General features: G+C 48.1%; 22 protein-coding genes and 1 tRNA gene. 12 read left to right on the top strand and 11 right to left on the bottom strand.

Annotation, left to right across the window (positions count from 1 at the left end; genetic code table 11):
- Positions 1-32 precede the first annotated feature (32 nt).
- The 10 genes from RCH83_RS07420 to gloA all read left to right on the top strand — a co-directional run bounded on the left by RCH83_RS07420 (position 33) and on the right by gloA (position 9,587).
- A tRNA-Asn gene (locus tag RCH83_RS07420) sits at positions 33-109 on the top strand.
- A gap of 216 nt (positions 110-325) precedes the next feature.
- Entirely contained in the window at positions 326-2,248 is a 1,923-nt protein-coding gene (locus tag RCH83_RS07415; RefSeq protein WP_306520561.1) for an EAL domain-containing protein, read from the top strand.
- 159 nt (positions 2,249-2,407) lie between these two features.
- The gene (rsxA, locus tag RCH83_RS07410; protein WP_306520559.1) at positions 2,408-2,989 is read left to right on the top strand and encodes an electron transport complex subunit RsxA; all 582 of its coding nucleotides are present in this window, start codon (positions 2,408-2,410) and stop codon (positions 2,987-2,989) included.
- A 2-nt stretch (positions 2,990-2,991) separates the two neighbouring features.
- Positions 2,992-3,579 carry an electron transport complex subunit RsxB gene (gene rsxB, locus RCH83_RS07405; RefSeq protein WP_306520557.1) on the top strand — a complete coding sequence of 196 codons (588 nt, stop codon included), beginning with the start codon at positions 2,992-2,994 and terminating at the stop codon, positions 3,577-3,579.
- Positions 3,580-6,018 carry an electron transport complex subunit RsxC gene (gene rsxC / locus RCH83_RS07400; protein ID WP_306520555.1) on the top strand — a complete coding sequence of 813 codons (2,439 nt, stop codon included), beginning with the start codon at positions 3,580-3,582 and terminating at the stop codon, positions 6,016-6,018.
- On the top strand, positions 6,015-7,079 hold the full coding sequence (gene rsxD, locus RCH83_RS07395) for an electron transport complex subunit RsxD (protein WP_306520553.1): 1,065 nt from the start codon (positions 6,015-6,017) through the stop codon (positions 7,077-7,079). The genes rsxC and rsxD overlap by 4 nt, the downstream gene beginning before the upstream one ends.
- Positions 7,079-7,711, top strand: a complete 633-nt coding sequence (gene rsxG, locus RCH83_RS07390) for an electron transport complex subunit RsxG (RefSeq protein WP_306520551.1) — start codon at positions 7,079-7,081, stop codon at positions 7,709-7,711. The genes rsxD and rsxG overlap by 1 nt, the downstream gene beginning before the upstream one ends.
- Before the next feature lie 7 nt (positions 7,712-7,718).
- Positions 7,719-8,435, top strand: a complete 717-nt coding sequence (locus tag RCH83_RS07385; RefSeq protein WP_306520549.1) for an electron transport complex subunit E — start codon at positions 7,719-7,721, stop codon at positions 8,433-8,435.
- A 108-nt stretch (positions 8,436-8,543) separates the two neighbouring features.
- The gene (gene nth / locus RCH83_RS07380) at positions 8,544-9,176 is read left to right on the top strand and encodes an endonuclease III (protein WP_306520547.1); all 633 of its coding nucleotides are present in this window, start codon (positions 8,544-8,546) and stop codon (positions 9,174-9,176) included.
- A 9-nt stretch (positions 9,177-9,185) separates the two neighbouring features.
- Entirely contained in the window at positions 9,186-9,587 is a 402-nt protein-coding gene (gloA, locus tag RCH83_RS07375) for a lactoylglutathione lyase (protein WP_306520545.1), read from the top strand.
- Here the strand turns inward: gloA and RCH83_RS07370 are convergent.
- The 7 genes from RCH83_RS07370 to RCH83_RS07340 all read right to left on the bottom strand — a co-directional run bounded on the left by RCH83_RS07370 (position 9,572) and on the right by RCH83_RS07340 (position 16,028).
- Entirely contained in the window at positions 9,572-11,863 is a 2,292-nt protein-coding gene (locus RCH83_RS07370) for a bifunctional diguanylate cyclase/phosphodiesterase (protein WP_306520543.1), read from the bottom strand. The two genes, gloA and RCH83_RS07370, sit on opposite strands and share 16 nt — an antisense overlap.
- A 216-nt stretch (positions 11,864-12,079) precedes the next feature.
- Positions 12,080-12,985 carry an aspartoacylase gene (locus RCH83_RS07365; protein ID WP_306520541.1) on the bottom strand — a complete coding sequence of 302 codons (906 nt, stop codon included), beginning with the start codon at positions 12,983-12,985 and terminating at the stop codon, positions 12,080-12,082.
- A 264-nt stretch (positions 12,986-13,249) separates the two neighbouring features.
- Positions 13,250-13,462, bottom strand: a complete 213-nt coding sequence (locus tag RCH83_RS07360; protein WP_260657755.1) for a (2Fe-2S)-binding protein — start codon at positions 13,460-13,462, stop codon at positions 13,250-13,252.
- A 230-nt stretch (positions 13,463-13,692) separates the two neighbouring features.
- Positions 13,693-14,091 carry a DUF2750 domain-containing protein gene (locus tag RCH83_RS07355; RefSeq protein ID WP_306520539.1) on the bottom strand — a complete coding sequence of 133 codons (399 nt, stop codon included), beginning with the start codon at positions 14,089-14,091 and terminating at the stop codon, positions 13,693-13,695.
- Between the two features lie 79 nt (positions 14,092-14,170).
- On the bottom strand, positions 14,171-15,082 hold the full coding sequence (locus RCH83_RS07350; RefSeq protein WP_306520537.1) for a peptidylprolyl isomerase: 912 nt from the start codon (positions 15,080-15,082) through the stop codon (positions 14,171-14,173).
- A gap of 60 nt (positions 15,083-15,142) precedes the next feature.
- Positions 15,143-15,589, bottom strand: coding sequence for a YqaA family protein (locus RCH83_RS07345; protein ID WP_306520535.1), 447 nt, complete (start codon positions 15,587-15,589; stop codon positions 15,143-15,145).
- 25 nt (positions 15,590-15,614) lie between these two features.
- Positions 15,615-16,028, bottom strand: a complete 414-nt coding sequence (locus RCH83_RS07340) for an MAPEG family protein (RefSeq protein WP_306520533.1) — start codon at positions 16,026-16,028, stop codon at positions 15,615-15,617.
- Positions 16,029-16,219: 191 nt separating this feature from the next.
- Between RCH83_RS07340 and RCH83_RS07335 the strand changes: the two genes are divergently transcribed.
- Together RCH83_RS07335 and RCH83_RS07330 are read left to right on the top strand one after the other, a co-directional pair.
- Complete coding sequence (locus RCH83_RS07335) at positions 16,220-16,798, top strand: thymidine kinase (RefSeq protein ID WP_306520531.1); 579 nt, start codon at positions 16,220-16,222, stop codon at positions 16,796-16,798.
- Between the two features lie 17 nt (positions 16,799-16,815).
- Entirely contained in the window at positions 16,816-17,898 is a 1,083-nt protein-coding gene (locus tag RCH83_RS07330; RefSeq protein ID WP_306520529.1) for an MJ1255/VC2487 family glycosyltransferase, read from the top strand.
- A gap of 3 nt (positions 17,899-17,901) precedes the next feature.
- On the opposite strand, the gene RCH83_RS07325 is transcribed toward RCH83_RS07330, so the two are convergent.
- The 4 genes from RCH83_RS07325 to RCH83_RS07310 all read right to left on the bottom strand — a co-directional run bounded on the left by RCH83_RS07325 (position 17,902) and on the right by RCH83_RS07310 (position 24,146).
- Positions 17,902-19,923 carry a nucleoside-diphosphate sugar epimerase/dehydratase gene (locus tag RCH83_RS07325; protein WP_306520527.1) on the bottom strand — a complete coding sequence of 674 codons (2,022 nt, stop codon included), beginning with the start codon at positions 19,921-19,923 and terminating at the stop codon, positions 17,902-17,904.
- A gap of 107 nt (positions 19,924-20,030) precedes the next feature.
- Entirely contained in the window at positions 20,031-21,233 is a 1,203-nt protein-coding gene (locus tag RCH83_RS07320; RefSeq protein ID WP_306520525.1) for a polysaccharide pyruvyl transferase family protein, read from the bottom strand.
- Positions 21,234-21,406: 173 nt separating this feature from the next.
- Positions 21,407-22,504, bottom strand: a complete 1,098-nt coding sequence (locus RCH83_RS07315) for a nitroreductase family protein (protein WP_306520523.1) — start codon at positions 22,502-22,504, stop codon at positions 21,407-21,409.
- Positions 22,505-22,769: 265 nt separating this feature from the next.
- A complete protein-coding gene (locus tag RCH83_RS07310; protein ID WP_306520521.1) occupies positions 22,770-24,146 on the bottom strand; it encodes a hypothetical protein in 1,377 nt (458 codons plus the stop codon).
- Positions 24,147-24,479 lie beyond the last annotated feature (333 nt).

Genomic DNA, 24,479 nt, shown 5'->3' with positions numbered 1-24,479 from the left:
GCATTAGTATGGCGCCCCGTTGCAGACACAGTTCCTCAGTAGCTCAGCCGGTTAGAGCGGCGGACTGTTAATCCGTAGGTCGTTGGTTCGAGTCCAACCTGGGGAGCCACCATTTCTAAAGTCCTTTTTTCTTCTCACAGCATGTTTCACTTTTTCCGCTTTTAGGGCTATTCAGCTGTTTAATCTGCCAACTAACGTAAAGTCTGTTTATTTCACTGCAATTTTTTGTTTTAATTGAATTTATAGAACTCTTTTTTGTTCCTGTTGATTCAGGATGCCGTCTATAGTTGAGTTGATTCCCTGCTGAATTGGAAAGTGCGCCGCTATGAAAATGTTACGGACCCTGCTTGTTGCCCAACTTGTTTGTGTATTGCTGCTGCTGGCCATTGTATTAACTGCGCTGGTGATGACCGAACAGCAGCATGTCAATGAAAGTTATGATCGACAAAAAATAGCGCTGACCCAGCTGCTGAAAAATTTTGTCGGGGAAGATTACAAAACGCTGGTACAACAAATCCGTGCCAGCAGTAATCCGCAGATGTTGCAGCTAAGCAAACTTGACGGCACTGTATTACATGAACACAACAATGCCACTTCAGGTTCAGCCTTGCTGGACAACATCTTTGCCGTTGCTGGTATTGAACAAAAAGCTGCCGTGATTAAAAACGATGAACATCAGTTGCAGCTGCAATTTATTCCGGATTTTGACCGTTCCAACGCGGTATTTTTACAGGCATTCTGGCTGGCTTTGCTGGCACCCTTGTTATTATGTTTATTGCCTGCAGTATTAACCCCCTTGTTGTTAAAAGCACAATTACGCAAAGTCAGCCACAGTATCAGCCACGCCATAGAACGTTTTATGCGAGATCCATCGGCAGAGCTACAAACTCAGGATTTAACAGGGGAATTTGAAGATGTCGCGCTGTCGTTGAACAGATTTGCCCAGTTCAGCCAGCAACAATTTAATGAAATGTCACAAACAGCCAAACAGGTGACAGAAGACGCTTTTCGCGACTCCATTACCGGCTTACCCAACCGCAACCGTTTTGTGCAGTTTTATGAAGAACATCTGCGCGAGGGTTGCCCAAATGATTTTGGTATTTTTGCCATCACCCGTTGTACTGAATTACAAAATATCAATCAAAGCCGCGGTTTCCAGGAAGGTGATAAATACATTCTGTCAGTCAGTGAACTGGTGCAAAAAGTGGCAGCCAGCTACCGGGATAATAAAGTGTACCGGCTGAACAGTTCTGACTTTGCCATTTTATTGCCCAGAGTGACGGTGAAAGATGCCGAAAACTTTGCCATGCAGCTGCAAAGCCGTTTAAACGAATATCAAAAACTGTCTGAGCTGGATTCTGTGGCTTACACAGGTTTGGTCAGTTATGAAACAGGTAAAGCTTTAGGTGAATTGTTGGCCGTTGCCGATACGTCCATCAGCCTGGCGCAAACCAAACAAAGCAACAGCTGGCATATTCAAAAAGACAGTGCAGCAGGTGAAATAGGCATTGGCGGTTATGGCAACCAAAACTGGCGTAATGTCATTGACGATGTGTTGGATAACAGCCGTATTTCGTTGTTATTACAAACAGTGCAACCGTCAAACCGTTCCTCTAAAACCTATTCAGAAATTCTGGTACGGTTTAAAACCATAGAAAACCAGATTTTGCCAACGGCGTCGTTTTTAGCCATGGCGGAAAAACTCGACAAAATTATTGCAGTGGACCGGCTTATTATTGAAACGGCTTTAACCACTATTAAAAACCGCAATATGCAGGATCAATATTTTGGTCTGAACCTGTCCCCCCGTTGTGTGCATGACGACCAGTTTGTGATCTGGCTGGAACGGCGTTTACTCAAAGACGCTTCTATTGCCAGCAAACTGGTGTTTGAAGTCAGCGAATATGGCCTGCAACAAAACTTAAAAACCAGCAAAAGATTTATTGATATGCTGCACCGTTGTGGCTGCCGTTTAACAGTCGAAAAATTTGGTGTTGGTATTACCTCCTTTAAATTCTTCCGCGATTTAAAACCGGATTTTGTCAAAATGGATGGCAGTTACACCCGCCATATTGATGAAGACAAAAACAATCAATATTTTATGCGGTTAATGATCGACCTCGCCCACCGTATTGGTGTGGGTGTACTGGCTGAAAGTGTCGAATCGCAAGAAGAAAAACATATGCTGGAATCGTTATTTATCGACGGCACTCAGGGCTATTACATCGGTAAACCAGCACCGCTCTGAACAGAGTGCTGTTAATTTACACAAACAACAAACAACCTTGTTTTCTGTCGGGTTGTTTGCTGCTTTTAAAGACCGCATAATAGCGCACCCAAAAAATCGGTGTTGACCTGCAGCTTTGCCGGCCCTGCTCCGTAAAGACCACCAGATGATGATCTTATGATGACTGAATTTCTGCTGTTGCTTGTCAGTACAATACTGGTCAATAACTTTGTACTGGTAAAGTTTCTGGGCCTCTGCCCTTTTATGGGCGTTTCGAACAAACTCGACACCGCTATTGGCATGTGTCTGGCTACCACTTTTGTGCTGACTTTGGCCTCTTTATGCAGTTATCTGGTGGAAACTTATATTCTTTCACCGCTGGAACTGAATTACCTGCGCACTTTAAGTTTTATTCTGGTGATTGCCGTTGTGGTGCAATTTACCGAAATGGTGGTGCATAAAACCAGTCCGGCTTTATACCGGCTTTTGGGTATCTTCCTGCCGCTGATTACCACCAACTGCGCTGTACTGGGTGTGGCACTGCTGAACGTCAAAGCCAACCATGGTTTGGTGGGTTCCGTGGTTTATGGTTTTGGTGCCGCCGTTGGTTTTTCACTGGTGCTGGTGTTGTTTGCCGCTATGCGTGAACGCCTGGCCAGTGCTGATGTACCCCAGGTGTTCAGAGGCGCAGCCATAGGCCTTATTACTGCAGGCCTGATGTCGCTGGCGTTTATGGGATTTACCGGTCTGGTGAAGGTGTAATGATGTCGATGTTTATTGCGCTTGGCGCTATTACGCTACTTGCACTTATTTTTGGCGCTGTGCTGGGTTATGCCGCCATCAAATTTAAAGTGGAAGCTGATCCGCTGGTTGATCAAATTGACGATATATTGCCACAAACCCAATGTGGCCAATGTGGTTATCCCGGCTGCCGCCCTTATGCCGAAGCTATTGCCAACGGCGATGCCATTAATAAATGCCCACCGGGTGGTGATGCCACCATTAAAAAACTGGCTGATTTAATGGGTGTTGCCGCAACGCCGCTCGACAGCACACAAACACCGGCCATCAAAAGAGTGGCTTATATCCGCGAAGATGAGTGTATTGGTTGTACCAAATGTATTCAGGCTTGTCCGGTAGACGCGATAGTGGGTGCCTCCAAACAAATGCACACTGTGATGGTGGATGAATGCACTGGTTGTGATCTTTGTGTTGAACCTTGTCCGGTCAATTGTATTGATATGGTGCCACTGCCGGGTACTGTAGAGCGCTGGAAATGGGATTTACAGGCCATTCCGGTGCTGGTACTCGACAGCAACCCGGTGAATAAAAATCTGGTGGAGACAAACTAAGTGCCGTCCTTGTTTCAGCAAATTAAAGCAGGCAAGTTGTGGGATTTTCATGGTGGCATTCACCCGCCGGCCCGCAAAGAATACACCAGTCAAAAACCTATTGGCCGTTTGTCTTTACCTGAACGTTTATATGTACCACTGCGCCAGCATATTGGTGTTGCCGGCGCTTTATTGGTGCAAAAAGGCCAAAGAGTGTTAAAAGGTCAACCCCTGACAGCTGCAGACAGTGCTATGGCAGTGCCTGTACATGCGCCTACTTCAGGTTTGGTGCTGGCGATTGAACCTCATATTGCGCCCCACCCCTCGGCTTTACCTGAACCTTGTGTGGTGATTGAACCCGATGGTCTGGAAGAATGGCGGCCACGCCACGGCCTGAACCTGCTGGAAGCCGACAGATCCATTTTATTAAAACGTATTCAGCAAGCCGGTATTGCCGGTATGGGTGGTGCCGGTTTTCCGACCCACCTGAAAAGTGGCGGCTCTGCCGGTATTGATTATCTGATCATCAACGCAGTGGAATGTGAACCTTATATCAGCGCCGACGATGTGCTGATGCAGGAATATGCCACCACTATTGTCAAAGGCATTGATATTTTATGCCAGCTGCTGAGCCCGGCCGCAGTGCTGATTGGTATTGAAGATGACAAAACCGAAGCTATTGCCGCCATGCAGGCCGCCTGCAGCCAACGTGACCATTATCTGGTGCGGGTGGTGCCAGCCAAATACCCTTCCGGCGGCGAAAAACAGCTCATTCAGCTTTTGACCAGCAAAGAAGTACCTGCCGGTCGTCGTCCACTGGACATCGGTATTGTGATGCAAAACGTTGGTACTGCTTTTGCGATAGCTCAGGCGGTATTAGAAGATATTCCGCTGATTTCCCGTATTGTGACTGTGACGGGTGAAACCTTATCCCAACCACAAAATATGCATGCGCTGATTGGCACACCGGTTGGTGCTTTGCTGGATGCCTGTGGTTTTGCCCCTGAACCAGAGCAAAGGGTGATTATGGGTGGCCCTATGATGGGTTTTACCTTGCCGTCTTTGTCGGTGCCTTTGGTAAAAACCAGCAACTGTATTTTAGCGCCCACACAACAAGAGTTGCCTGCCGCCAACAATGAAATGGATTGTATCCGCTGTGGCGCCTGCGCCGAAGCTTGCCCTGCAACTTTGTTACCACAACAGCTGCTCTGGTACAGCAAAGCCAAAGATCAGGACAAACTGAAAGAATACAACCTGTCAGATTGTATTGAATGTGGCGCCTGCGCTTATGTCTGCCCAAGCGAAATTCCGCTGGTGCATTATTACCGCGTTGCCAAAGCAGAAATCCGCGAACAAACCCGTGATGAGCTCAAAGCCGAACAGGCCAAAGCCCGGTTTGAAGCCCGTAACGAACGGCTGGAAAAAGAAAAACAAGAAAGAGCAGCGCGTAATCAGGCCTTAGCGGCGCAACGCCAACAAATGGTCAATGCCCAGCAACAACAACAGGAAATAGCCGCAGCTGCACAAAGAGTTGCCAGCGGCCAGCCAGCGCAGCAGAATCTGAGCAAAGAAGACATTATTGCTGAGCGGGAGCGGAAAAAAGCCGAAGCCCGTGCTTATCAGGCCGCCAAAGCAGAGCAGCTTAACAATGAGCAAAGTGCCGCAGCGGCTGCCGAAGATCTGACCACAGAAAACCGGAACAAACAGGGCCCGGACGCCACAAACAAGGATGCAGCAGTTGGCGATGCCAGAGCAGCTGCTGTAGCTGCCGCTATTGCCCGCGCTAAAGCGAAAAAATCCGCCGCTGAACCTGACAATCAGGTAGCTGCAGAGCCGGGAACCGGCTCAGATAAAGCGCCGGATACAACACCAGGTGCTGAAGCTGGCGATGCAAGAGCGAGCGCAGTTGCCGCCGCCATTGCCCGTGCCAAAGCCAAAAAGGCCGCTTTGGGCGCAGATCAGCAACCTGCAGCAGAGCCGGTTCAGCCACAAACTGCAACAGCAGCAGAGCTGGCGGAAGATCCAAGAGCCACAGCAGTTGCCGCCGCCATTGCCCGTGCCAAAGCGAAAAAGGCAGCTCTTGGTGCCGATCAGCAAAAAGCGGCAGCTTCACTGACCACAGAAACACAGTCTCAAGTGGAAAATACGGCGCAAAATCCGGCAGCTGTTTTAACCGACGGCGTCGTAAACAATGAGGTTCAGGCTGCAAAACTCAGTACTGCAACACCAGAAGATAAAGAACAAGCCAAAAAAGCAGCGTTAAGTGCTGCTATTGCCCGCGCCAAAGCACGGCAACAAAATCTGCCTGCCGCTGCTACAACACCGGAAGCCGCTGAAAACAACAACGCTGCCGCCAGCACTTTGGATCCGAAAAAAGCCGCCATTGCAGCTGCCATAGCCCGTGCCAAAGCCAAACAACAAGCGGCAACAGATAATACCAATTCCGAGGATGAGGCATGAGTTTCAGAATAGCCAGTTCACCGCATAACCATAGCCAACAACATACGTCCATCCTGATGCGCAAAGTTGCGCTGGCCTGTATTCCGGGTATTGCCGCTCAATGTTATTTTTTTGGTTATGGGGTGCTTATTCAGCTGCTGCTGGCCGTTATTACGGCATGGGCCAGTGAAGCATTGATACTGCACTGGCGCGGTAAACCTGTGCTTATCAGACTAAAAGACCACAGTGCTTTGCTGACCGCTGTACTCTTGGCTGTGGCTATACCCCCTTTTGCTCCCTGGTGGATCATTGTGCTGGGCACTGCTTTTGCGATTATTGTGGTGAAACAACTGTATGGTGGCCTGGGTCATAATTTATTTAATCCGGCCATGGCAGCTTATGTGTTGCTGCTGATTTCGTTCCCACAACAGATGACGAGCTGGTTGCCGCCTCAGAGTTTACAGGCGCAACAACAACATCTGCTCGACCCGGTCTGTACTGTGTTTACCGATTTCAGCTGTGCCGGTTATAGCCTGACCCAGCAAAAAACCGACGTCGATGGCATGACAATGGCTACGCCGCTGGATACGTTAAAAACCGATTTGGCTGCCGGGCGTACTGTCAGCGAAAGCCACCAACATAAAATTTTTGCCGCCATCGGCGGTATCGGCTGGAACTGGGTCAACCTGGCATTTTTAGCCGGTGGCCTTTGGCTGTTACAACAAAAAATTATTCAGTGGCGTATTCCGCTGGCACTGCTGGGCAGCCTGGCCTTATGTAGTTTATTGGCTTATCTGATAGATGCGGATCGCAATGGCAGCCCGCTGTTCCATCTATTTTCCGGCGGCACCATGCTGGCGGCATTTTTTATTGCCACAGATCCGGTGTCAGCCTCCACCACTGAACGGGGCCGTTTGGTGTATGGCGCTTTAATTGGTCTGCTTATTTTTGTGATACGCCGTTTTGGCGGTTACCCCGACGCCGTTGCTTTTGCCGTGATGCTGGCCAATCTGGCTGTGCCTTTAATTGATTATTACACCAGACCCAGAACCTACGGCCACAGACCCAAAGGAGCCCACTGATGCTGAAGTTTGTCAGTAAAAATGCGCTGCTGCTGGGTGGCGCTGCCGCTATATGTGTGGCAGTGGTCAGCGGCATCAATCAACTGACAGGGCCGGAAATTGCCCGTCAGACCGAACTGGAAAAATTGCGGTTATTGCAGGAAGTATTACCCCCAGGCGCTGCAACTCCGGCAATGCTGGATGATTGTGTTGTGTTAAATGAGCCCGAAGTGTTATTTCAGCCAAGTGCCAAACTGTATCGCTGGCGCCCGGAAAACCAAACGGCCGCTTTTGTGGTGGAAACCACAGCACCCGATGGTTACAGCGGTAATATTCAGCTGTTGGCTGCTATTGACCTCAAGGGCACAATATTGGCGGTGCGGGTGCTCAGTCACAAAGAAACCCCTGGGCTTGGCGATAAAATAGAAACCCGTAAAGGCGACTGGATCCACAGTCTGGCACAGCAACAGGTGCAAGGTGCAGATGACAAAAGATTTGCCGTAAAAAAAGACGGTGGTCAGTTTGATCAGTTTGCCGGCGCTACTATCACTCCAAGGGCCGTGGTGGCTGCGGTCAAACGCACTGCACTTTATTTAAAACAACACCCCGAGCTGATGAGCCAAACATCTGCTTGTCAGGCAAAGGCACAGTGAGGTTTTAATGTTTAACTACAAAGAGATAATGCAACAGGGTTTGTGGCAAAACAACCCTGGCCTGGTGCAGCTGTTAGGGCTTTGTCCTTTGCTGGCAACCAGCTCAACCTTAACCAATGCTTTAGGTCTTGGCCTTGCCACTATGCTGGTGCTGATGAGCACCAATCTGATGGTGTCGCTTATCCGTCATCAGGTACCCAACGAAATCCGTATTCCGGTGTTTGTGATGGTGATTGCCGCTGTGGTCACAGCTATTGAACAACTGATGCACGCTTACACTTATGCACTTTATCAGTCACTGGGCATTTTTATCCCGTTAATTGTCACCAACTGCATAGTGATAGGCCGCGCCGAAGCTTTTGCGTCAAAAAATGCCGTTTTGCCGGCCATTGTTGATGGTCTGATGATGGGACTTGGTTTTACCGCTGTGCTGGCCTCTTTAGGCGCAGTACGTGAAGTGCTGGGGCAAGGCACTTTGTTTGACGGCGCCGATGCGTTGTTAGGCAGCTGGGCCACTGTGCTCAGAGTGGAACTTTACCAGAGCGACAGTCATTTTTTATTGGCCATTTTACCGCCTGGTGCTTTTATGGTGTTGGGATGTTTAATAGCCGCGAAAAATGCCATTGATTTACGGCATAAAAAACGCCGGCAGCAAGTAAAAACCATTACCCGCGCCAGAGTTACTCATAGTGCCGGAGCTGAAACTGCCACTGGCGGCAACTAACCATGTGGTTGCGTGCAAGCCCGGCTTTTGCCTGAAAAGCACCAATTCCGGGCAGCTGCACTACAGCTGCCAATACGGCCGCCAATCGCTTTTGTGTCAGAGGATCTGATGAATAAAGAAAAACGCATCGCCATCTTAACCCGGCTGCGTGATGCCAATCCCAAACCCACCACTGAACTTGAATACAGCTCGCCTTTTGAGCTGCTGATTGCCGTGTTATTGTCAGCCCAGGCCACAGATGTTGGGGTGAATAAAGCCACCCGTAAGCTTTATGCTGTGGCCAATACCCCAGCTGCCATGCTGGAACTGGGGCTAGATGGCGTCAAGGACTATGTCAAAACCATTGGTCTTTTTAATACCAAAGCAGAAAACATTATCAAAACCTGCCGTATCTTGCTGGAGCAACATGGCGGTGAAGTACCGGAAAATCGCGAAGCTTTAGAAGCTTTGCCAGGTGTCGGCCGCAAAACCGCCAATGTGGTGCTAAACACAGCCTTTGGCTGGCCAACAATCGCAGTAGACACCCATATTTTCCGCGTCAGCAACCGCATGAATTTTGCCCCCGGCAAAAACGTAGATGAAGTGGAACAAAAGTTACTCAAAGTGGTGCCCGCCGAATTTAAGCTGGATGTGCATCATTGGCTGATTTTGCATGGTCGTTACACCTGCGTGGCCCGCAAGCCCAAATGTGGCAGCTGTCTGGTCGAAGATTTATGTGAATTTAAACAGAAAACCGAATAGGAATATCCCATGCGTATTTTACACACCATGCTGCGAGTCACTGACTTAACCCGTTCCATCAACTTTTATACCGAAGTTTTAGGCATGAAACTGCTGCGTCAGTCTGACAATCCGGAATATAAATACACCCTGGCTTTTGTCGGCTACGGTGATGAAAAAGACGGTGCTGTGCTGGAACTGACATACAACTACGGGGTAGAACAATACGAATTAGGAACTGCTTTTGGCCATATTGCCCTTGAAGTAGATGACGTGTACAAAGCCTGCGCCGACATTCGTGCGCGTGGTGGTGTGATAAGCCGCGAACCTGGCCCGGTCAAAGGCGGCAGCACTGAAATTGCTTTTGTACGTGACCCGGACAACTATGCCATTGAGCTCATTCAGAAAAAAGCCAATTACCAGACATTGTAATCGGGCTTGCCGGCATCAGTTTGTGCTAAACGCAAACTGATGTCGTCAGCACTGAGTGGTTTGGCAAAATAAAACCCCTGCATATAATGACAACCCAATTGTTGTAAAAACTCGGCTTGAGCTTTGGTTTCCACCCCTTCAGCCACCAGTTTCAGCTGTAAACTCTGTGCCATGGCCACTATGGCACGCACCAGATGTTCATGCCGTTCGCCGTCAAACATCGCCTGCACAAAAGAGCGGTCTATTTTCAGGCTGTGTAACGCAAAGCGGCTTAAATAACTCAGCGAGCTGTAGCCGGTGCCAAAATCGTCCAGTGAAATTAACACCCCAAGTTCGGCCAGTTGGGTCATCACCAGACGGCTTTCGCCGGAATCATCCAGCAATACCCTTTCGGTAATTTCCAGCTCCAGCTGACAAGGCTGCAACTGATATTGCAACAGCAACTGCTGCAGCCTGGTGACAAAGTTCGCCTGATCAAGTTGTAAAGCCGAGATATTGACACTGAGTGTCAGCAACCTCTTGTGTTGTTGTTGCCACTGCGCCAGCTGGGCACAGCCTTGTTGTAACACCCAGTCGCCAAGCTCCACTATATAACCACTATCCTCCGCCACCGGAATAAAACGATCAGGGCTGACCGGTCCAAGCTCCGGACTGTGCCAGCGCAGCAAAGCTTCCATTTTTCTAAAACCGGTTTTGCCGCTGCTGATTATCGGCTGATAATGCAAGCTCAGTTCATTGCGGCTGATGGCTTGTTTTAGTGCGTTATCCAACAATAACAACTGCTTGGAGCGTTCCAGCATAGGCGCACTAAAATAAGCAAAACTATGCCTGCCCTGCTGTTTGGCGCTGTACATCGCAATATCGGCTTGTTTGATTAAGGTATCGCTGTTATTGCCATCCTGCGGCGCCAGACTGATCCCCACACTGCAGCTGAGTAATACCTGTAAATCATTCAGCACAAAAACTTCGGCAAAAAGTTCGCGCAGCGCTGCCAGAGGCTGCTGCAACTGCTCGTTCGGTGCAATGCCGTGTTGTAAAGGCCATAACAACGCAAACTCATCCCCACTGAATCTGGCCAACGGCAAAGGTTCAAATCTGGCTTGCAGCCGCTCTGCAACTTTGTGCAGCAGACTGTCGCCAAGCTGAGGGCCAAAGTTGTCGTTGATACGTTTAAAATGGTCAATATCCAACAATAACAAGGCCTGTGGACGTTGTTGTTGCAACAGTTTATCCAGTTCATCAGCCAGCGCATTGCGGTTCATTAAGCCAGTGATTCTATCTGCAGCTGCAGCCTTTAATAATTCACGTTGTTGTGTTTTACGTTCGGAAATATCAAGTAGCTGCACCAGACAATACAACTGACCATATTCGTGATAAGGGGAACTGATAAATTCTGCTTCGAGGTAGTTGCCATTACAAAGTTCAACCACAGCCTCGTCGATAAAAGGGGCTTTGCCCCCCGGGGTAGTCAGTCTGGCAAAAAATGCATCTGCCATCGCCTGGGTTAACCTTGGCAACACCCGGGTAACTGACTGGCCTTCTATATCGGCACGGCTGGCAAAACCAAGTAATACCGCACCTTTATCATTGGCCCGCACTATGGTGCCGGCTTTGTCCCTTACAAAAAAACCATGGCTTAAACTGTCGATAATGGCGCTATAACGCCTTTTCGACTGCACCAGCAGCAAATAAATGATACCGAGCAAACAACTGATTTTGGCCAGCGAAGCCAGTGCCATCACCAGACTCACCTGCAGCTGAAATTCAACAGCAAAAGGCATCACCACTGTCATCAGGCTGCGAAACCAGAAAATAACGGCCAGCAGCCGAAAATCCGGCAAACGTTGCCATAACCAATAACCGCTGGCGGCAAAAATCACCGTCATCACAAAATAATGCAGCAGTGCTGTGACAGACACCACAGAAACAAAAGGGTCCCCCACTTCAACACTCAAACGCATCAACAACGCCAATACACCAAAAAGCAGCAGTTCACGGCGCCAGGCGGTTAATTGGTAAGACACTGCCCAACGGCTGCCAAACCAATAACCACACCAGCCGGCAAAAGCCAGCAAGGTCATCAGTTCATCACGTAACGACGGCAAAGGTAATAAATTGGCGGGTAAATACCAGAATAAAATCAGCAGGGATAAACAAAGGTGGCCAAGCCCCCAAAACAGTGCATGGCGGTCACGACGCTGCAGTACAAACAAAAACAGCAACAACAGCGCCAGCAACAGATCAACCACAAAGGATACCAGCACCATATCTTTCATCAGTTACCGATCCTCTGCGCTGAATAAGCGTTGTGTTGTCACGCCAGACGCCGCTGCAAAAACACTGTGCAATTGCTTGATATTCTAGCCAATATCTTTGCGCTGCGGCAGTTTTGTCTGTGGCAATCCGAAAAATAACCCACAGGTTTTACGCTAAGCTGTGCCAGGCTGATGCTCTCAGCAACAAACCGGGCTGCAGCGCCCAACCAAAGGCCGTTATTTCACCTCAATCCAGACTTTTTCGTTTAGTGACATGGCGAGATTATTGTCGTAATAAGCCGCTTCATTAATAAAAGTCGGGTACAGGGTGTCGGTACCTTCATAACAAAGTTCAGTACCGTCAAACAGTGTAAAGAGCGGCTGTCCCGGCTGAATAGGCTGATAATCACGGTCCTGAATATTTTTATGCACCATGCCAAGACGTTCGCCCGCAGCATTTAACGGCAGTTTAATGCTGTGCAAATAACGGAAAGCTTCAACCCGCTCTGGCAGCTGCGGCAAGGTGCCTTTGTTGTAATGCTCAATAAAATCAAGAATATGCTGCGTCATTTCGTGCATTTGTTCCAGCACGTCCTGCCGCAATACTGACTGAGGTTGTGGCCCCACTTCCACTATCACACCATAAGTACCTACTGTGCATAACAACGCGTGATCTTCAGCAGCAAAGTCATCTTCATCTCTGGAAATAACAGCGTCCGGCATTTTTAATTTGATATAACCGGCCAGCAAATTATAAATACGGCCGGGCTGGGTCAGGATCAGGCAAGGCCCCATATTGCTGGTGGTATTATGCAAATCAATAATAAAGTCTGTTTTGGCTGCCCCTTTAGGGCCAAGCTCGGCGTTGATCACTTTGGCGCGGCTTTGTTCGTAATTACAACGACTGGAGTCAGCAAGATCTGCAGTTTTAAATTGACGGTTCAGATCGCTGTCCAGATACCTTTTATTGGCCTGATGCGCCATTGGATTGGCAAACAAAGTACGGCAGGAAAAACTGGACCTTTGCATCAGCAAAGGTTCTGCATTGTAGCGGCGCTGCAAATAAATACCTGAAAATTCATTACCATGGGTACCACCGACAATAGCAACGGTGCGGATAACTTCTTTGGGAGCGCTACTCATACAGACCTCATATGCAGAAAAAAACCTGTGCAGCTATCAAGCGGCAGTGATGGCGCTATTATGCCCGACCTTGGCGGCAGATTGAATAAAAAACAGATATTCATGCAGAATTTATAGATATTCATTAGCGTTTACCGAAGTAATAACAGCACTGTGGTGCCGCGGCTCAGCGCGTATCATAAAGACATCAAGCTTGCGGCAGCACAAGCCGGCAGGCACATCAGGTTAAATCAGAGGCAGAAACGGCAAACAAAAAAACCTTGCTTAAGCGGCAGGGCGTTGTTGTTCAATCACACGGCAAGGGATCATCTGTACAGATAAAGTGCGGTTTAATAAATCCTGAGCTGAGCTGGTGCATTTGCCACATTGACTGCCAACACCTAAACATTGTTTCAGTTCGCGCATCGAGCACAAACCTTCGGCAACTTTTTGTTTGATGGTTTTATCAGTCACTGCTTTACAGACACAAACGTACATAACAGCCCCGCTTTGGTGAAAACGCGGCCATGTTAATCTAATTAAGAACAATTATCAATAGCGGGATCATTAAAAACTGCTGCAAAATTCAGCAGCTTTTTAGTCGCTGCACTATAGCTGTTGCCCGCTCCGCTAAAGGCTGCCTGACTTTCACTGCACCAAGCTGTGTCAGGCCATAACAACAAAAAACCGGCATAAAGCCGGCTTTTTAAACAAGATAAACAACAAGCTTAATGGCTGCCGTCTTCCTGCATCACTTCAATCAGCGTTTCCTGCAACTCTGACGGTGGCACCACAATACCAGGTTCATCAGCATGCGGGAAAATCGCCACTGACAATTCATCACCTTCTAAACCGCTGGTCCATTTATCTAACCAGGTGCTGATATCTACAGCCTGCGCCTGACAATTGGCCCAATCGCCTTCAATCCACAGCTGAGCAATTTCCGCATGAGGCCATACCGGAATACAACGTTCATCTTCGGCAGTAACCAGTACAAAACCTTCTTCGTCCGTCAGGATCCAGATTTTTTCCAGATCGGCCACTGCGTTAATAAAATATTCGTAACGCTGCTCAGCATCAAGTTGAGTGACTTTTTTTAATTCGTCAGCGGTCAGGGTGTATTCCATAAAATTACCTTTCAAATGGCAGATTAAACATAATGTCCGATATGATGAACCAAAGTCGGCTTTTCGCCTAGCGCTTTTATCAAAGCGAAGCCGTAGTTGATCCCTTTGTTGGCTTTAACCGCACCGGCACCTGCTGATAACAAATATCCAGTGCACCATTGCCTTTATAATGAAAAAACGCATTACCACGCGCCCTGCTTTGGGCAAGCCTGTTGTTAAATTCTTCGCTGGCCGTATCCAGCCATTGCAGCGGCAATTGTGCATCTGCAGTTAAATCAGACCCCAAAGTCATGCTGACAATGCGGCTACGCTTTGCAGGATCAGCTATCACACCACCTGAGTGCACTTCGCCCCTTTTCACCAGATTTAACCATGGCCCGCCCCAAATTACTTTGGCGACCACTGACATATTACGATCCAGATGACGTGGCGCTTGCCCCTGCATCAAGGCAAAATCTGTGGTTGCGCTGTTGGCATCTTCACTGCGCGCCATGTTAATCACATTGGGGCAATGAATGAGCCACTCTTGTCCATCAGCACGACCAACGGCAAAACCCTGGTTAAAACCGGTTTGTTTGGCCAATAAATCATCTTGCTGCACCAGGGTAAAAGGGTCGCTATTGCGCACCGGCCAGCTAAACTCAGCTGGCAGCGCCGGCCAGTCAGTTTTTATCGCTGCGGGGTGTTTTTCACCTTCCATCAAACCGGCCTGCAGCACAAACTGATCAATCACACGATAAAAATCCAGCCCATTATAAAAACCCGACTGCACCAGAGTTTTAAAAGCCTGAGTGTTTTTTGGCGTAAATTGCCCGGCCAGTTTCAGCACCACAGTGCCTTGCTCCAGCTGCAGGTACACCAGCTCCTGCTGCGGTATATCCTGCCAGTTGCCGCTGTTATCATTTGTCGTTGCCGCCTGAACTACCAGCTGAGGATTGAATATCAACAGGGCCGTTGCCAGCAGCTTAAGCACGAATTTTTTATTTAACATCCTATTTTCCCTGCTGTTGTACTTGAGTAAAAGTCAGAATTTCCATTGCCGGCCCCAAAGTTAGCCCTTGGGTAACAGCTGCTCTGCCAGCAACAATAAAATGCCGTAGCGGCTGCCTTTGGCCAACAGTACCAGAGGTATAAATAACCATAACCGCATCCGCATTACACCGGCCACTATCGTCAGCGGATCGCCCACCACCGGTAGCCAGCTTAATAATATTGATGCCGATCCCCAGCGTTCAAACCAGCGTTTTGCTTTGTTCAGTTGTATTTCATCGACCGGAAACCAGCTTTTATGCGAAAAACGCAGCAGCTGGCTGCCAAGCCACCAGTTCAGACAAGAACCAGTGACATTCCCAAAAGTGGCTATCGCCCATAACATCAAAGGGTTGTAGCCCTGCCACCACAAAGCGCCCAACACTATTTCTGAGCTGCCGGGCAGTACAGTGGCAGAACTAAATGCACTGAATAACAAACCGAGCCAGGGCCAAACAGCGGCATTCATTGACTATTTCCCGCGAAAAAATCAGTTACCACAATTTTACCGCTAAACGAATCCAGAAACTCCAGAGCACCACACAGCTGAGTAAAAACAGATTAAACCGCATCCGCACATGGTTGGAGGTGATATGCACCACAGTGTGTAACAGCCGGAGCGCAACAAAAAGTGTGGCTAATAACACAAATACCAAATCTGCCAGGCCAAAATGCAACGTAAATAACACGGCAAAAATAAACAACATGGGCATCTGGAACTGGTTATCAAAATTGCGGCTGGCGGTGATCACACTTTCGTTAGCGCCGGCTAAATCCATAGTACGAAAAGCCGAATGATGTATTTCTTTATTTCGCGCCGCAGCAAAACGACGCCGTCCCATAATCACCATCACAACACTGATCAGCAGCACCTGCGCCACCACAGTCAACACCAGAAATTTGTCCATATTCAGCTCCTTGCTGCTATCAAAGGTCAGATTGCAGATTAAAACATTCGTCGTTGCGACTCCACCTGCATTTACTGCTTGTTCAATAATTTATCAGCAAATTGTCATGCTTTTGCCATCTTCGTTATGCAGCATTTGGTAATCAGCCGATGCTTGTTATACTGCGCCGTCATTTTGCGCAGGAACTAATGATGGCTCAGCTTTATTTTTATTATTCGGCAATGAATGCCGGCAAATCTACCTCGCTGTTACAAAGCGCCTACAACTATCAGGAAAGAGGCATGACAGCGGCTATTTACACAGCTGCACTGGACGACAGATACGGTGTGGGCAAAGTCAGCTCCCGTATTGGTTTGTCGATGGATGCGTTGGTGTTTGATAACCAGCTGGATTTTTTCCAGAGTTGTCAGCAGCTGCAGAGTCAGGGCGCGCTTGATTGTGTGTTGATTGACGAGGCGCAGTTTTTAACCAAACACCAGGTTAAACAACTGACTGATGTGGTAGATAAGCTGCATGTGCCTGTGTTGGCTTTTGGCCTTCGCACCGATTTTTTGGGTGAAACCTTTGCAGGCTCTCAGGCGCTGCTCGCCTGGGCCGACAAATTAATTGAATTAAAAACCGTGTGCCACTGCGGCCGCAAAGCCAATTTTGTGGTGCGTCTGGATGAACAAGGCCGTGCCGCTACTGCCGGTTCTCAGGTGCAGATAGGCGGCAACGACAGCTATGTCTCCATGTGCCGTGCTCATTTTAAGGAGCTGGTCTGGAAATAAACGAACAAGGAGTGTGAATGAGACTGTTATACGGCGTGCAGGCAACGGGTAACGGTCACATCAGCAGAGCCAGAGCCATGGCGGCGCAACTACAACAGCACGGCGCCAAAGTTGATTTTTTATTTAGTGGCAGAGCAGCACACGCCCTTTTTGATATGGAGTGTTTTGGTCATTTTGCCTGGCGCCGTGGCTTAACTTTTGTCTCCCATGCCGGCCAGCTTAATTATTGGCAGAGCCTGCAACAAGCCAATTTAAAACAGCTGTGGCGCGACCAGCAACAGCTACAAACCCAACATTATGATTTGGTGTTAACCGATTTTGAACCTGTCACCGCCTGGGCCGCCCGCCGACAGGGCACCCCTTGTATTGCGCTTGGCCATCAATATGCTTTTTTGCACAATATTCCCAAACAAGACGACAACCTGCTGAGCCGTCAGGTATTTCGTTATTTTGCACCGGCACAACAGCGGCTAGGTTTACATTGGCATCATTTTGGCGCCGCAGCAGCTATAGCACCGCCTATTCTGGATTTGCTGCTACATCACAACGCCCCCCAACAACAAGATAACAGCGTACTGGTGTATTTACCTTTTGAAGATCAAAAGTTTGTACATCAGCTATTAAAACCTTTGCGCCAATACCGTTTTGACATTTATGCACCTGGCTTAACCCCGGCGCAAGAAGGCCACTTGCACTTTCACCCGCCAAGCCACCAGCATTTTAAACAACAGCTGGCGACAGCTGCTGCAGTGTTGAGTAATGCCGGTTTTGAACTTATCAGTGAAGCTTTGCAGCTGAAAAAGAAAATTCTGGTCAAACCATTAAAGGGGCAGATGGAGCAGGCATCGAATGCGCTGGCGCTGCAACAATTGCAACTGGCCCATCAGTGCAAAGAATTAACCACAGAAGTTATTGGCAACTGGCTGGCAGGTCCGCGGGCATTACAGCAGGTGCAATATCCGGATGTGGCGGCGGCTTTGTGTCAACAACTGTTAGCAGGGAAGCTGGCTGTTGATAAAAACAACTTTTCCTGCCCTTTTGCTATCAACACTTTGTGGCAACAAAGCCGGTTTTTACGGCCGGATTTGTTGCCCGCTTAAGAGCTAACTGGCGCGCACTGCAGCAGCAATGTCTTTGACAGGTTGCAACAGCGGTTTTGCCGTTGCTGTTTTATCCGTTGGCATTTTATCTGTTGGCGCTTTAACACCAGCCGTTTTGCCATTTAACTGCGTTTCGGTATGGCTACGTGCTGCCAATTCAACCAGGTCGCTGACCGGACTGCTGTGACTAAAGCCAGTTGGCGCTTCTGTCACTAAATCAACAATATGATGTACGGCAAACTCTTCACAATGATGTTCAAGCCGGCGTAATAACTCCGCCATTTCTTTCCAGCTTAATGACACTTCATCAGCAGCCATAATACGCGGGTGTGCGGTCTGGCGAACGTTTTCGCCTATCAGCAGCTCTTCGTACAATTTTTCGCCCGGACGTAAACCGGAAAAACAAATTTCAATATCACCATCCGGATGCAACGGATCTTTTACTTCCAGTCCCATCAGATGCACCATACGGCGGGCTAAATCGGCAATACGCACAGGCTCGCCCATATCCAGCACAAACACATCCCCGCCTTTGCCCATGGCACCGGCCTGGATCACCAGCTGCGCCGCTTCAGGAATGGTCATAAAATAACGGATAATTTCCGGATGGGTCACAGTTAAAGGACCACCATTACGGATTTGTTCACGAAACAGTGGCACCACTGAGCCGGACGACCCCAACACATTGCCAAAACGTACCATACAAAAACGGGTATGTTGCTGGCGGGTCGACAATGCCTGCAGTACCAACTCGGCCAGACGTTTGGAAGCGCCCATAATGTTGGTTGGCCGTACCGCTTTATCGGTCGAAATCAGCACAAAGGTTTCAACACCTGAGGCAATAGCAGCTTCTGCCGCATGCCAGGTACCAAACACATTGTTACTAACGCCTTCAACAATATTAAATTCAACCAAAGGCACATGTTTATAAGCGGCTGCGTGGTAAACCGTCTGCACTTTAAAACTTTGCATCACCGACTGAATACGGGTTTGTTTTTGTACGTTGCCCAGAATGGGTTTAATTTTGACATCAACCCCAAGCTCCTGCACATAAGCGCTCAGCTCTTGTTCTATCGCGTACAAAGCGTATTCAGAAGCTTCAAACAACACCAGAACTGTAGGTTCGTACCGTACTATCTGCCGGCACAGTTCAGATCCAATAGAACCACCAGCCCCTGTCACCATCACCACTTTATCTTTGATATTGGCATGCATTAACTTCAGTTTGGGCGCAACAGGGTCACGGCCAAGCAAATCTTCAATTTTGACATCCTGCAGCTCGTCAATCCGCATGGAACCATCAACAATGTCGCTCATGCCTGGCACTGTTTGCACCGGAATAGGCAAATTATCTAAAGATTCCAGCACTTCACGCCGGCGGGCACGGCTGGCTGATGGCATGGCCAGCAAAATACGGCTGACATTTTTTGATTTTACAATAGCGGCAATTTGCGCCGGACTACCGACATGAATACCCAGAATAGTGGAGCGCTGCAAAGTGGCGTCGTCGTCAACAAAAGCCACAGGGTGAAATTGTTCACCATTAAACAGCGCCTGCGCCAATTGGCGACCGGAAGAGCCGGCGCCATAAATTAATACCCGTTGTTTATGGCCGTTATGACGCTGGAATAAAAACATCCGCGCCACCAGGCGTAAACCACCACTGGTCACCAATGCCAGAATGGCATAAACAAACACCAGATTGCCTTTGTCGGCAATGCCAACCAACTGGAATAACATCACCAGAATCATGGCATTACTTAAAATGCCAGCCAATACGGCGCCCAAAGCATGTTGGCCTATATAACGCACCACGGCCCGGTATAAACCCAGTTTGGTAAAAGCCAGAATAGTAATAGGTACAGACAATAAAAAAATCGGGAAAGTTTGCAATAAAGCTGCAGTTGGTACTTCCTGTGTGACATAAATTGCCACCAGCATGGAGCAAGTCAGAAAAAAGATATCTGCCAGCACCGAAATTGCCCGTTTTGCATAACGTGGCAATGATAAAAGCCATTCAAGCATCCAATACGCTCCCTGGTTCCGTTTTAAAAACAAGACAATAAGACACGGAAAACCCGGCTATTATAGCGGCATTTGTGTCTTATGTGACAGGTCTATGGTACGCAAGCCTACTGAACCTTGTCTGAATTTGCAGTTTGCGTGGTTAATTCAGGTAAATGTTGCTGCACTACCGCCAAAACCTGCAGCCACAACTGCTCGCTTTGTTGTTTAAACTGCATTATCGCCTGCGTCACTTCAGCTGTTGTCACCTTCTGTTGGGCCTGATGAAACAACAGTTGCAGTTGTGCTGCGCTGATATCAGGCCCTATTAAAAATTCCGCCTGCTGATATTCGCTAAACAGCGCTTCATATTTGTGACTCCAACTGGTGCCAATACAAGGCACAGCCGACGATAAAGCACTAACACAACCATGAAACCTGGAACAAAACACCAGCGCACTTGTTGCTATCCAGCCTTTCACCACTCGCGGATCAGCTTCATTCACCACTTTTAATGTTGGGCTAAAAGCTTGGGACAGCTGCTGACAAAGTGCGGCATCGGCCTGCCCTTCGTGATTCAGCAGCACAGCAGTCATCCCTTGTTGTTGTGCGGTTTGGATGGCAAGTTTCAGCACATCCAGATAGTGCTCGCGCCATTGCTGATTGTGATTTTTGGCGCTTAACATAGCGTTATTCGGAATAATCAAACAGCGTTTAGCAGCTATCGCCTGCGCGGTAAGCTCTGGTGGACTTAAAGGTTTCACCAGATTGGTAAAATCGGCAAACTGGTAAAGGTTGTTTGAACTTTCAAGGCATGAAGATAAATGCCGGAAGCTGGCCTGGTCGCGTGCACAAACCAGCCAGGCCTGCGGCAAGGCTGCAGCCAACGCCTGCCGGTCTTTTTCCCGTTGAAAAGGGCCAAAAGCCTGGGGCAACAAAATGTAACCTTTGTGCTTTTGTGCCAGCCGCTTAATTTCGTTACACAACACTGTGACATTGCGCCCGCCCCACTGGTCGCCATAAGCAAAACCGGAAGCGTCCAGCACTAAATCAATATCGGCTTCAAATACCACACCAATAAAAGAGGTTAAAAACTGTCGCAATTTTTTTGGCAGATAATAACTGAGCAGGTTAAAGTCGCGGCCGCGAAAACGCAGTGGTATCTTTTGCAAAGCACCAAGGGCCGCTCTTTGGCGATAAGGTGAGTTTTTATTTGGTGCCAGCGCCACCTGAGCCTGCGGAAAATGTTGGTTAATTTGCTCAAGCACGGCGTGCAGCATCAGCTCAGCGCCTTTATTCACAAACTGCACACCACGAATTTCGATAATCAAAACTACAGATCCTTTTTTTACTTTGCAGACCTGTTGCAGACAGTTGGCTTGTGCCCTGCCGTTAACCTTGTGCTGGCCTGCTTTTTAAGATGTATCAGCCGGTTTTAGGGCAACAGCTAAACTGCCGGCTGTTAATGATGCGCCTTCTGTGAGTTAGCTTGTTGTTGTCAAACTCAGTGCGGCATCTGCGGATCGGATTGTAACAAACTGCTGGCTGGTTTTTTTTGCGAATAAGCAATACCACCGGCCGGATCCGCATAACCGAGCGCAATCAGCATTACCGGGCGCTGATAAGGTTTTAAACCAAGCCGTTTTGCCATTTTTTGCTCACGCGGCTCTATATCAGGCCAATTAATAGGACAACTGGCCAGGCCCAAAGTATCCAGCGCCAACATCAACTGCATACTGGCAAGCGCAGCGTCAATATAAATCACATGGCGGTCGCGCTCATTGGGGTAAGCACTTAAATCCCCCACTACCACTAACAGCTCTGGAATATTGCCGCTAAATCCGGTGGTGCCCATGGCAAAATCTGCCACTTCAGCTGCAGCCCTGGCATTGTTTAAATGCACAAAAAAATAAGGTTGTCTGTTACAGGCCGAAGGCGCCAGGCTTGCAGCAGCAATGGCTTGCTCCAGCAGCGATTTTTCCACCGGCTGTGGTAAAAACCAGCGTACCGAACGGCGGCGCTGCATTAACTGCCATAAAGCGTCAAAACTCACCTGCTGCTCTGGCAAATTGGCATAACAATAAGGAATAGAAGCTGGTAACTCTTCAGCTGACAGTCTGACAAGCGCCTTGTCATTTTCAGCAAAGAACTTCGTTTTGGCTTTATCAATCAATGGTGTAGATGCAACAACGGCAAAATACTCGTTAAGCACCGCAGTGGCCCACTTTAACTCTGCCAGTTCAATGCTGCTGCAAACCGCAGCGTATTCGGCCACTGTCTCAGTAATATAATCTTCAGCAAACACAGCCCGGCGCGGCTGCATAATTAAACCTTTTTCCAGCCGGTGAATATTACGGCGTAATAAAATGCTGCTGTCCCGGCTTTGGGCCAGTTGTTGCTGATAGGCCAGACGGCCTTTAAGCACTGCATATTGCTCACGGCGAAAAGCGGAAGAGAACAGCGTATAAAACAAAGTTGCCAATAAAGGTGAACCGGCAAATAAGCGCGACAGCGCTATTTTAAAGTGGCTGAGCTGTTGTTTGATTATCAGTTTAAAACGCAGAGGGAGAACAGATACCAGTTTTTTTCGAAGCGCTTGCATAAAAACAGCCTTAAAGCGGCCCTTGGGTTTGGGCTATAGCACCAAAAAAGAACCCTTCTAAAAAGAAGGGTCATAAATGAAATTGGTAACATTGGCAAGGCCAGTATAAAACAAGGGCGTTTAAAAAGCCCGCACTTTTTCAGCTAATTTCGGCAATTTAACAGGCTTTTTTCAGCTAATTTCGGCAATCTGGTGACGAAGTTAAAAAAATGCAAAAAAAAACGAACCCGAAGGTTCGTTTTTTATTTATTCAGTTCAGACTGAATTAACGGATGTCGTCAGCTTTGTACTGATCAGACATTACGTTGATGCGTGATTCGCCTTCTTTGTAGTAAGGAACCAGAGTCACTTTGTCAGCGTCTTGGTCAATTACGAAAGTCACGTTCAGTTTAACTTTTTCGTCAGCACCGATACCGAAAGCAGTTTTCAGGTCGTTTTCGCTGATTTTGCCCATAGTTTCGCCAGCAACAGTTTTAACTACAACTGCGTCGTAAACTTTACCGTTCTGGTCAAAACCTTCAGCCATGATTTCTGCATCAGTAGAACCGTGGTTTGCTACTTCGATGTTAGAAGACAGGCCGTAGTTGATTGGCAGGTATGGAACGTTGATTACTGCAGCGTCCAGAGTCCACTCACCAGCGTCAGCGTTAGTAGCCAGAACTTCATCACCAGCAACACCAGCACCAGCTGTCAGAGAGTTGAAGTCATGAGCAACAGAAGCTGTGAAAGTAGTAGCTTCCATTACGTTTGCGTTAGCTGGGTTAGTGAAAGTGATTACATCTTCACCAGCAGCAGCAGCAGAAGCAAACTGAGCTTCAGTGTAAGTGAAAGTGATAGTAGTTGCATCTACACGAGCAACAGTAGCGCCTTCAGCTGAAGTCCAACGGGCAGCAGCGTGAGTAACTGCGTCAGAGAAATCACCTTTCAGAGTGATTACAGTGCCGTCAGCAAAAGCTGGGTTAGATACGTCTGCAGCAGCGTCAACGAAGTCTAAAGTCAGAGTGTCAGTGTCAGCAGTTTCAGAACCTGAAACCCAAGTTTTACGCACTGCGCGCTCAATTACACCGTTTAACTCGCCATCAGTAGCTACTGAAACAGCAAACTGTTGAACTTCTTCAGCGATAGTGCCTGAACCAGTTTCGATAGCAGTTGCACCGAAAACTGAGCTGTAAGCTACGTTTGAAGCACCAGTCAGGATTGGGTCAACACCAGCACCGTCACCGATATTGATGCGGAAAGCTGAGTTAGCAGACAGTGCGTTACCGATGTTTACTTTGAAAGTGATGGTGTTGTCATCGTAGTCGAAAGCAACGTCATCAAATGTGAAGTTACCAGCACCAACGTCGAAAGATACGTCACCACAAGTGAACTGACCGTTAACTACTGGCAGAACACAAGCGCCACCAGCTAAAGCGTTAGTTTCGAAGTCAACAGTGTCTGGAAACGTCAGAGTGATTACTGAAGTAGCAGCGTGATCTTTAGTCACTACTACGTCGAAAGTAACCTGAGCTTCATGTACTAAATCTACAGCTAAACCTTCTTTAGACAGTTGAGCTGGTGTTGAGCTGATTGAAGCAGCGTTAGCAGCAAAAGCGAATGCTACTGATGCAGCCAGGATTGAGGCTTTAAATACCTTTTTCATATTTCCGATATCTCCAATTTCATGAAATTGGAACAAGAAGCATATAAAACTACTACTGTTCCATTGTTTTATTAAAACTTTCTTGAGAAAGCGAACTGTAAAGTTAAACTAGGAGCACTAGTTCCCCTAGCGCGCGCCTCTACCTCAACTTCCCGGTGTCTAGTGTATGGATTCAATATAAGAAGTCAACTCTATATTTTTGAATCCAGTTAAAATGACATAAATAAAGCACAAAACACGCGGTTCCCGCTTAAAATATCAGCGTTTTGCTGTATTTACTTGCACTTCTGCTGCAATTATCTGCATTTTTGCTGATAATTTGGCTACCTGGTG

This window comes from Rheinheimera sp. (genome assembly GCF_030824435.1).
In the GTDB taxonomy this organism is placed as follows: domain Bacteria; phylum Pseudomonadota; class Gammaproteobacteria; order Enterobacterales; family Alteromonadaceae; genus Pararheinheimera.
The sequence above is the reverse complement of the archived record's forward strand: the minus strand, read 5'-3'. Positions and strand labels throughout refer to the sequence as shown.

Coding starts and splice junctions, on each gene's coding strand:
- RCH83_RS07355 (WP_306520539.1), bottom strand. CDS start 14,091: ATGGAATACACCCTGACCGCTGACGAATTAAAAAAAGTCACTCAACTT.
- RCH83_RS07415 (WP_306520561.1), top strand. CDS start 326: ATGAAAATGTTACGGACCCTGCTTGTTGCCCAACTTGTTTGTGTATTG.
- RCH83_RS07365 (WP_306520541.1), bottom strand. CDS start 12,985: ATGAGTAGCGCTCCCAAAGAAGTTATCCGCACCGTTGCTATTGTCGGT.
- RCH83_RS07345 (WP_306520535.1), bottom strand. CDS start 15,589: ATGAATGCCGCTGTTTGGCCCTGGCTCGGTTTGTTATTCAGTGCATTT.
- RCH83_RS07315 (WP_306520523.1), bottom strand. CDS start 22,504: ATGCAAGCGCTTCGAAAAAAACTGGTATCTGTTCTCCCTCTGCGTTTT.
- RCH83_RS07350 (WP_306520537.1), bottom strand. CDS start 15,082: ATGTTAAATAAAAAATTCGTGCTTAAGCTGCTGGCAACGGCCCTGTTG.
- rsxG (WP_306520551.1), top strand. CDS start 7,079: ATGCTGAAGTTTGTCAGTAAAAATGCGCTGCTGCTGGGTGGCGCTGCC.
- RCH83_RS07340 (WP_306520533.1), bottom strand. CDS start 16,028: ATGGACAAATTTCTGGTGTTGACTGTGGTGGCGCAGGTGCTGCTGATC.
- RCH83_RS07325 (WP_306520527.1), bottom strand. CDS start 19,923: ATGCTTGAATGGCTTTTATCATTGCCACGTTATGCAAAACGGGCAATT.
- RCH83_RS07385 (WP_306520549.1), top strand. CDS start 7,719: ATGTTTAACTACAAAGAGATAATGCAACAGGGTTTGTGGCAAAACAAC.
- rsxB (WP_306520557.1), top strand. CDS start 2,992: ATGTCGATGTTTATTGCGCTTGGCGCTATTACGCTACTTGCACTTATT.
- RCH83_RS07310 (WP_306520521.1), bottom strand. CDS start 24,146: ATGAAAAAGGTATTTAAAGCCTCAATCCTGGCTGCATCAGTAGCATTC.
- RCH83_RS07330 (WP_306520529.1), top strand. CDS start 16,816: ATGAGACTGTTATACGGCGTGCAGGCAACGGGTAACGGTCACATCAGC.
- gloA (WP_306520545.1), top strand. CDS start 9,186: ATGCGTATTTTACACACCATGCTGCGAGTCACTGACTTAACCCGTTCC.
- rsxA (WP_306520559.1), top strand. CDS start 2,408: ATGACTGAATTTCTGCTGTTGCTTGTCAGTACAATACTGGTCAATAAC.
- RCH83_RS07335 (WP_306520531.1), top strand. CDS start 16,220: ATGGCTCAGCTTTATTTTTATTATTCGGCAATGAATGCCGGCAAATCT.
- nth (WP_306520547.1), top strand. CDS start 8,544: ATGAATAAAGAAAAACGCATCGCCATCTTAACCCGGCTGCGTGATGCC.
- rsxD (WP_306520553.1), top strand. CDS start 6,015: ATGAGTTTCAGAATAGCCAGTTCACCGCATAACCATAGCCAACAACAT.
- RCH83_RS07360 (WP_260657755.1), bottom strand. CDS start 13,462: ATGTACGTTTGTGTCTGTAAAGCAGTGACTGATAAAACCATCAAACAA.
- RCH83_RS07370 (WP_306520543.1), bottom strand. CDS start 11,863: ATGAAAGATATGGTGCTGGTATCCTTTGTGGTTGATCTGTTGCTGGCG.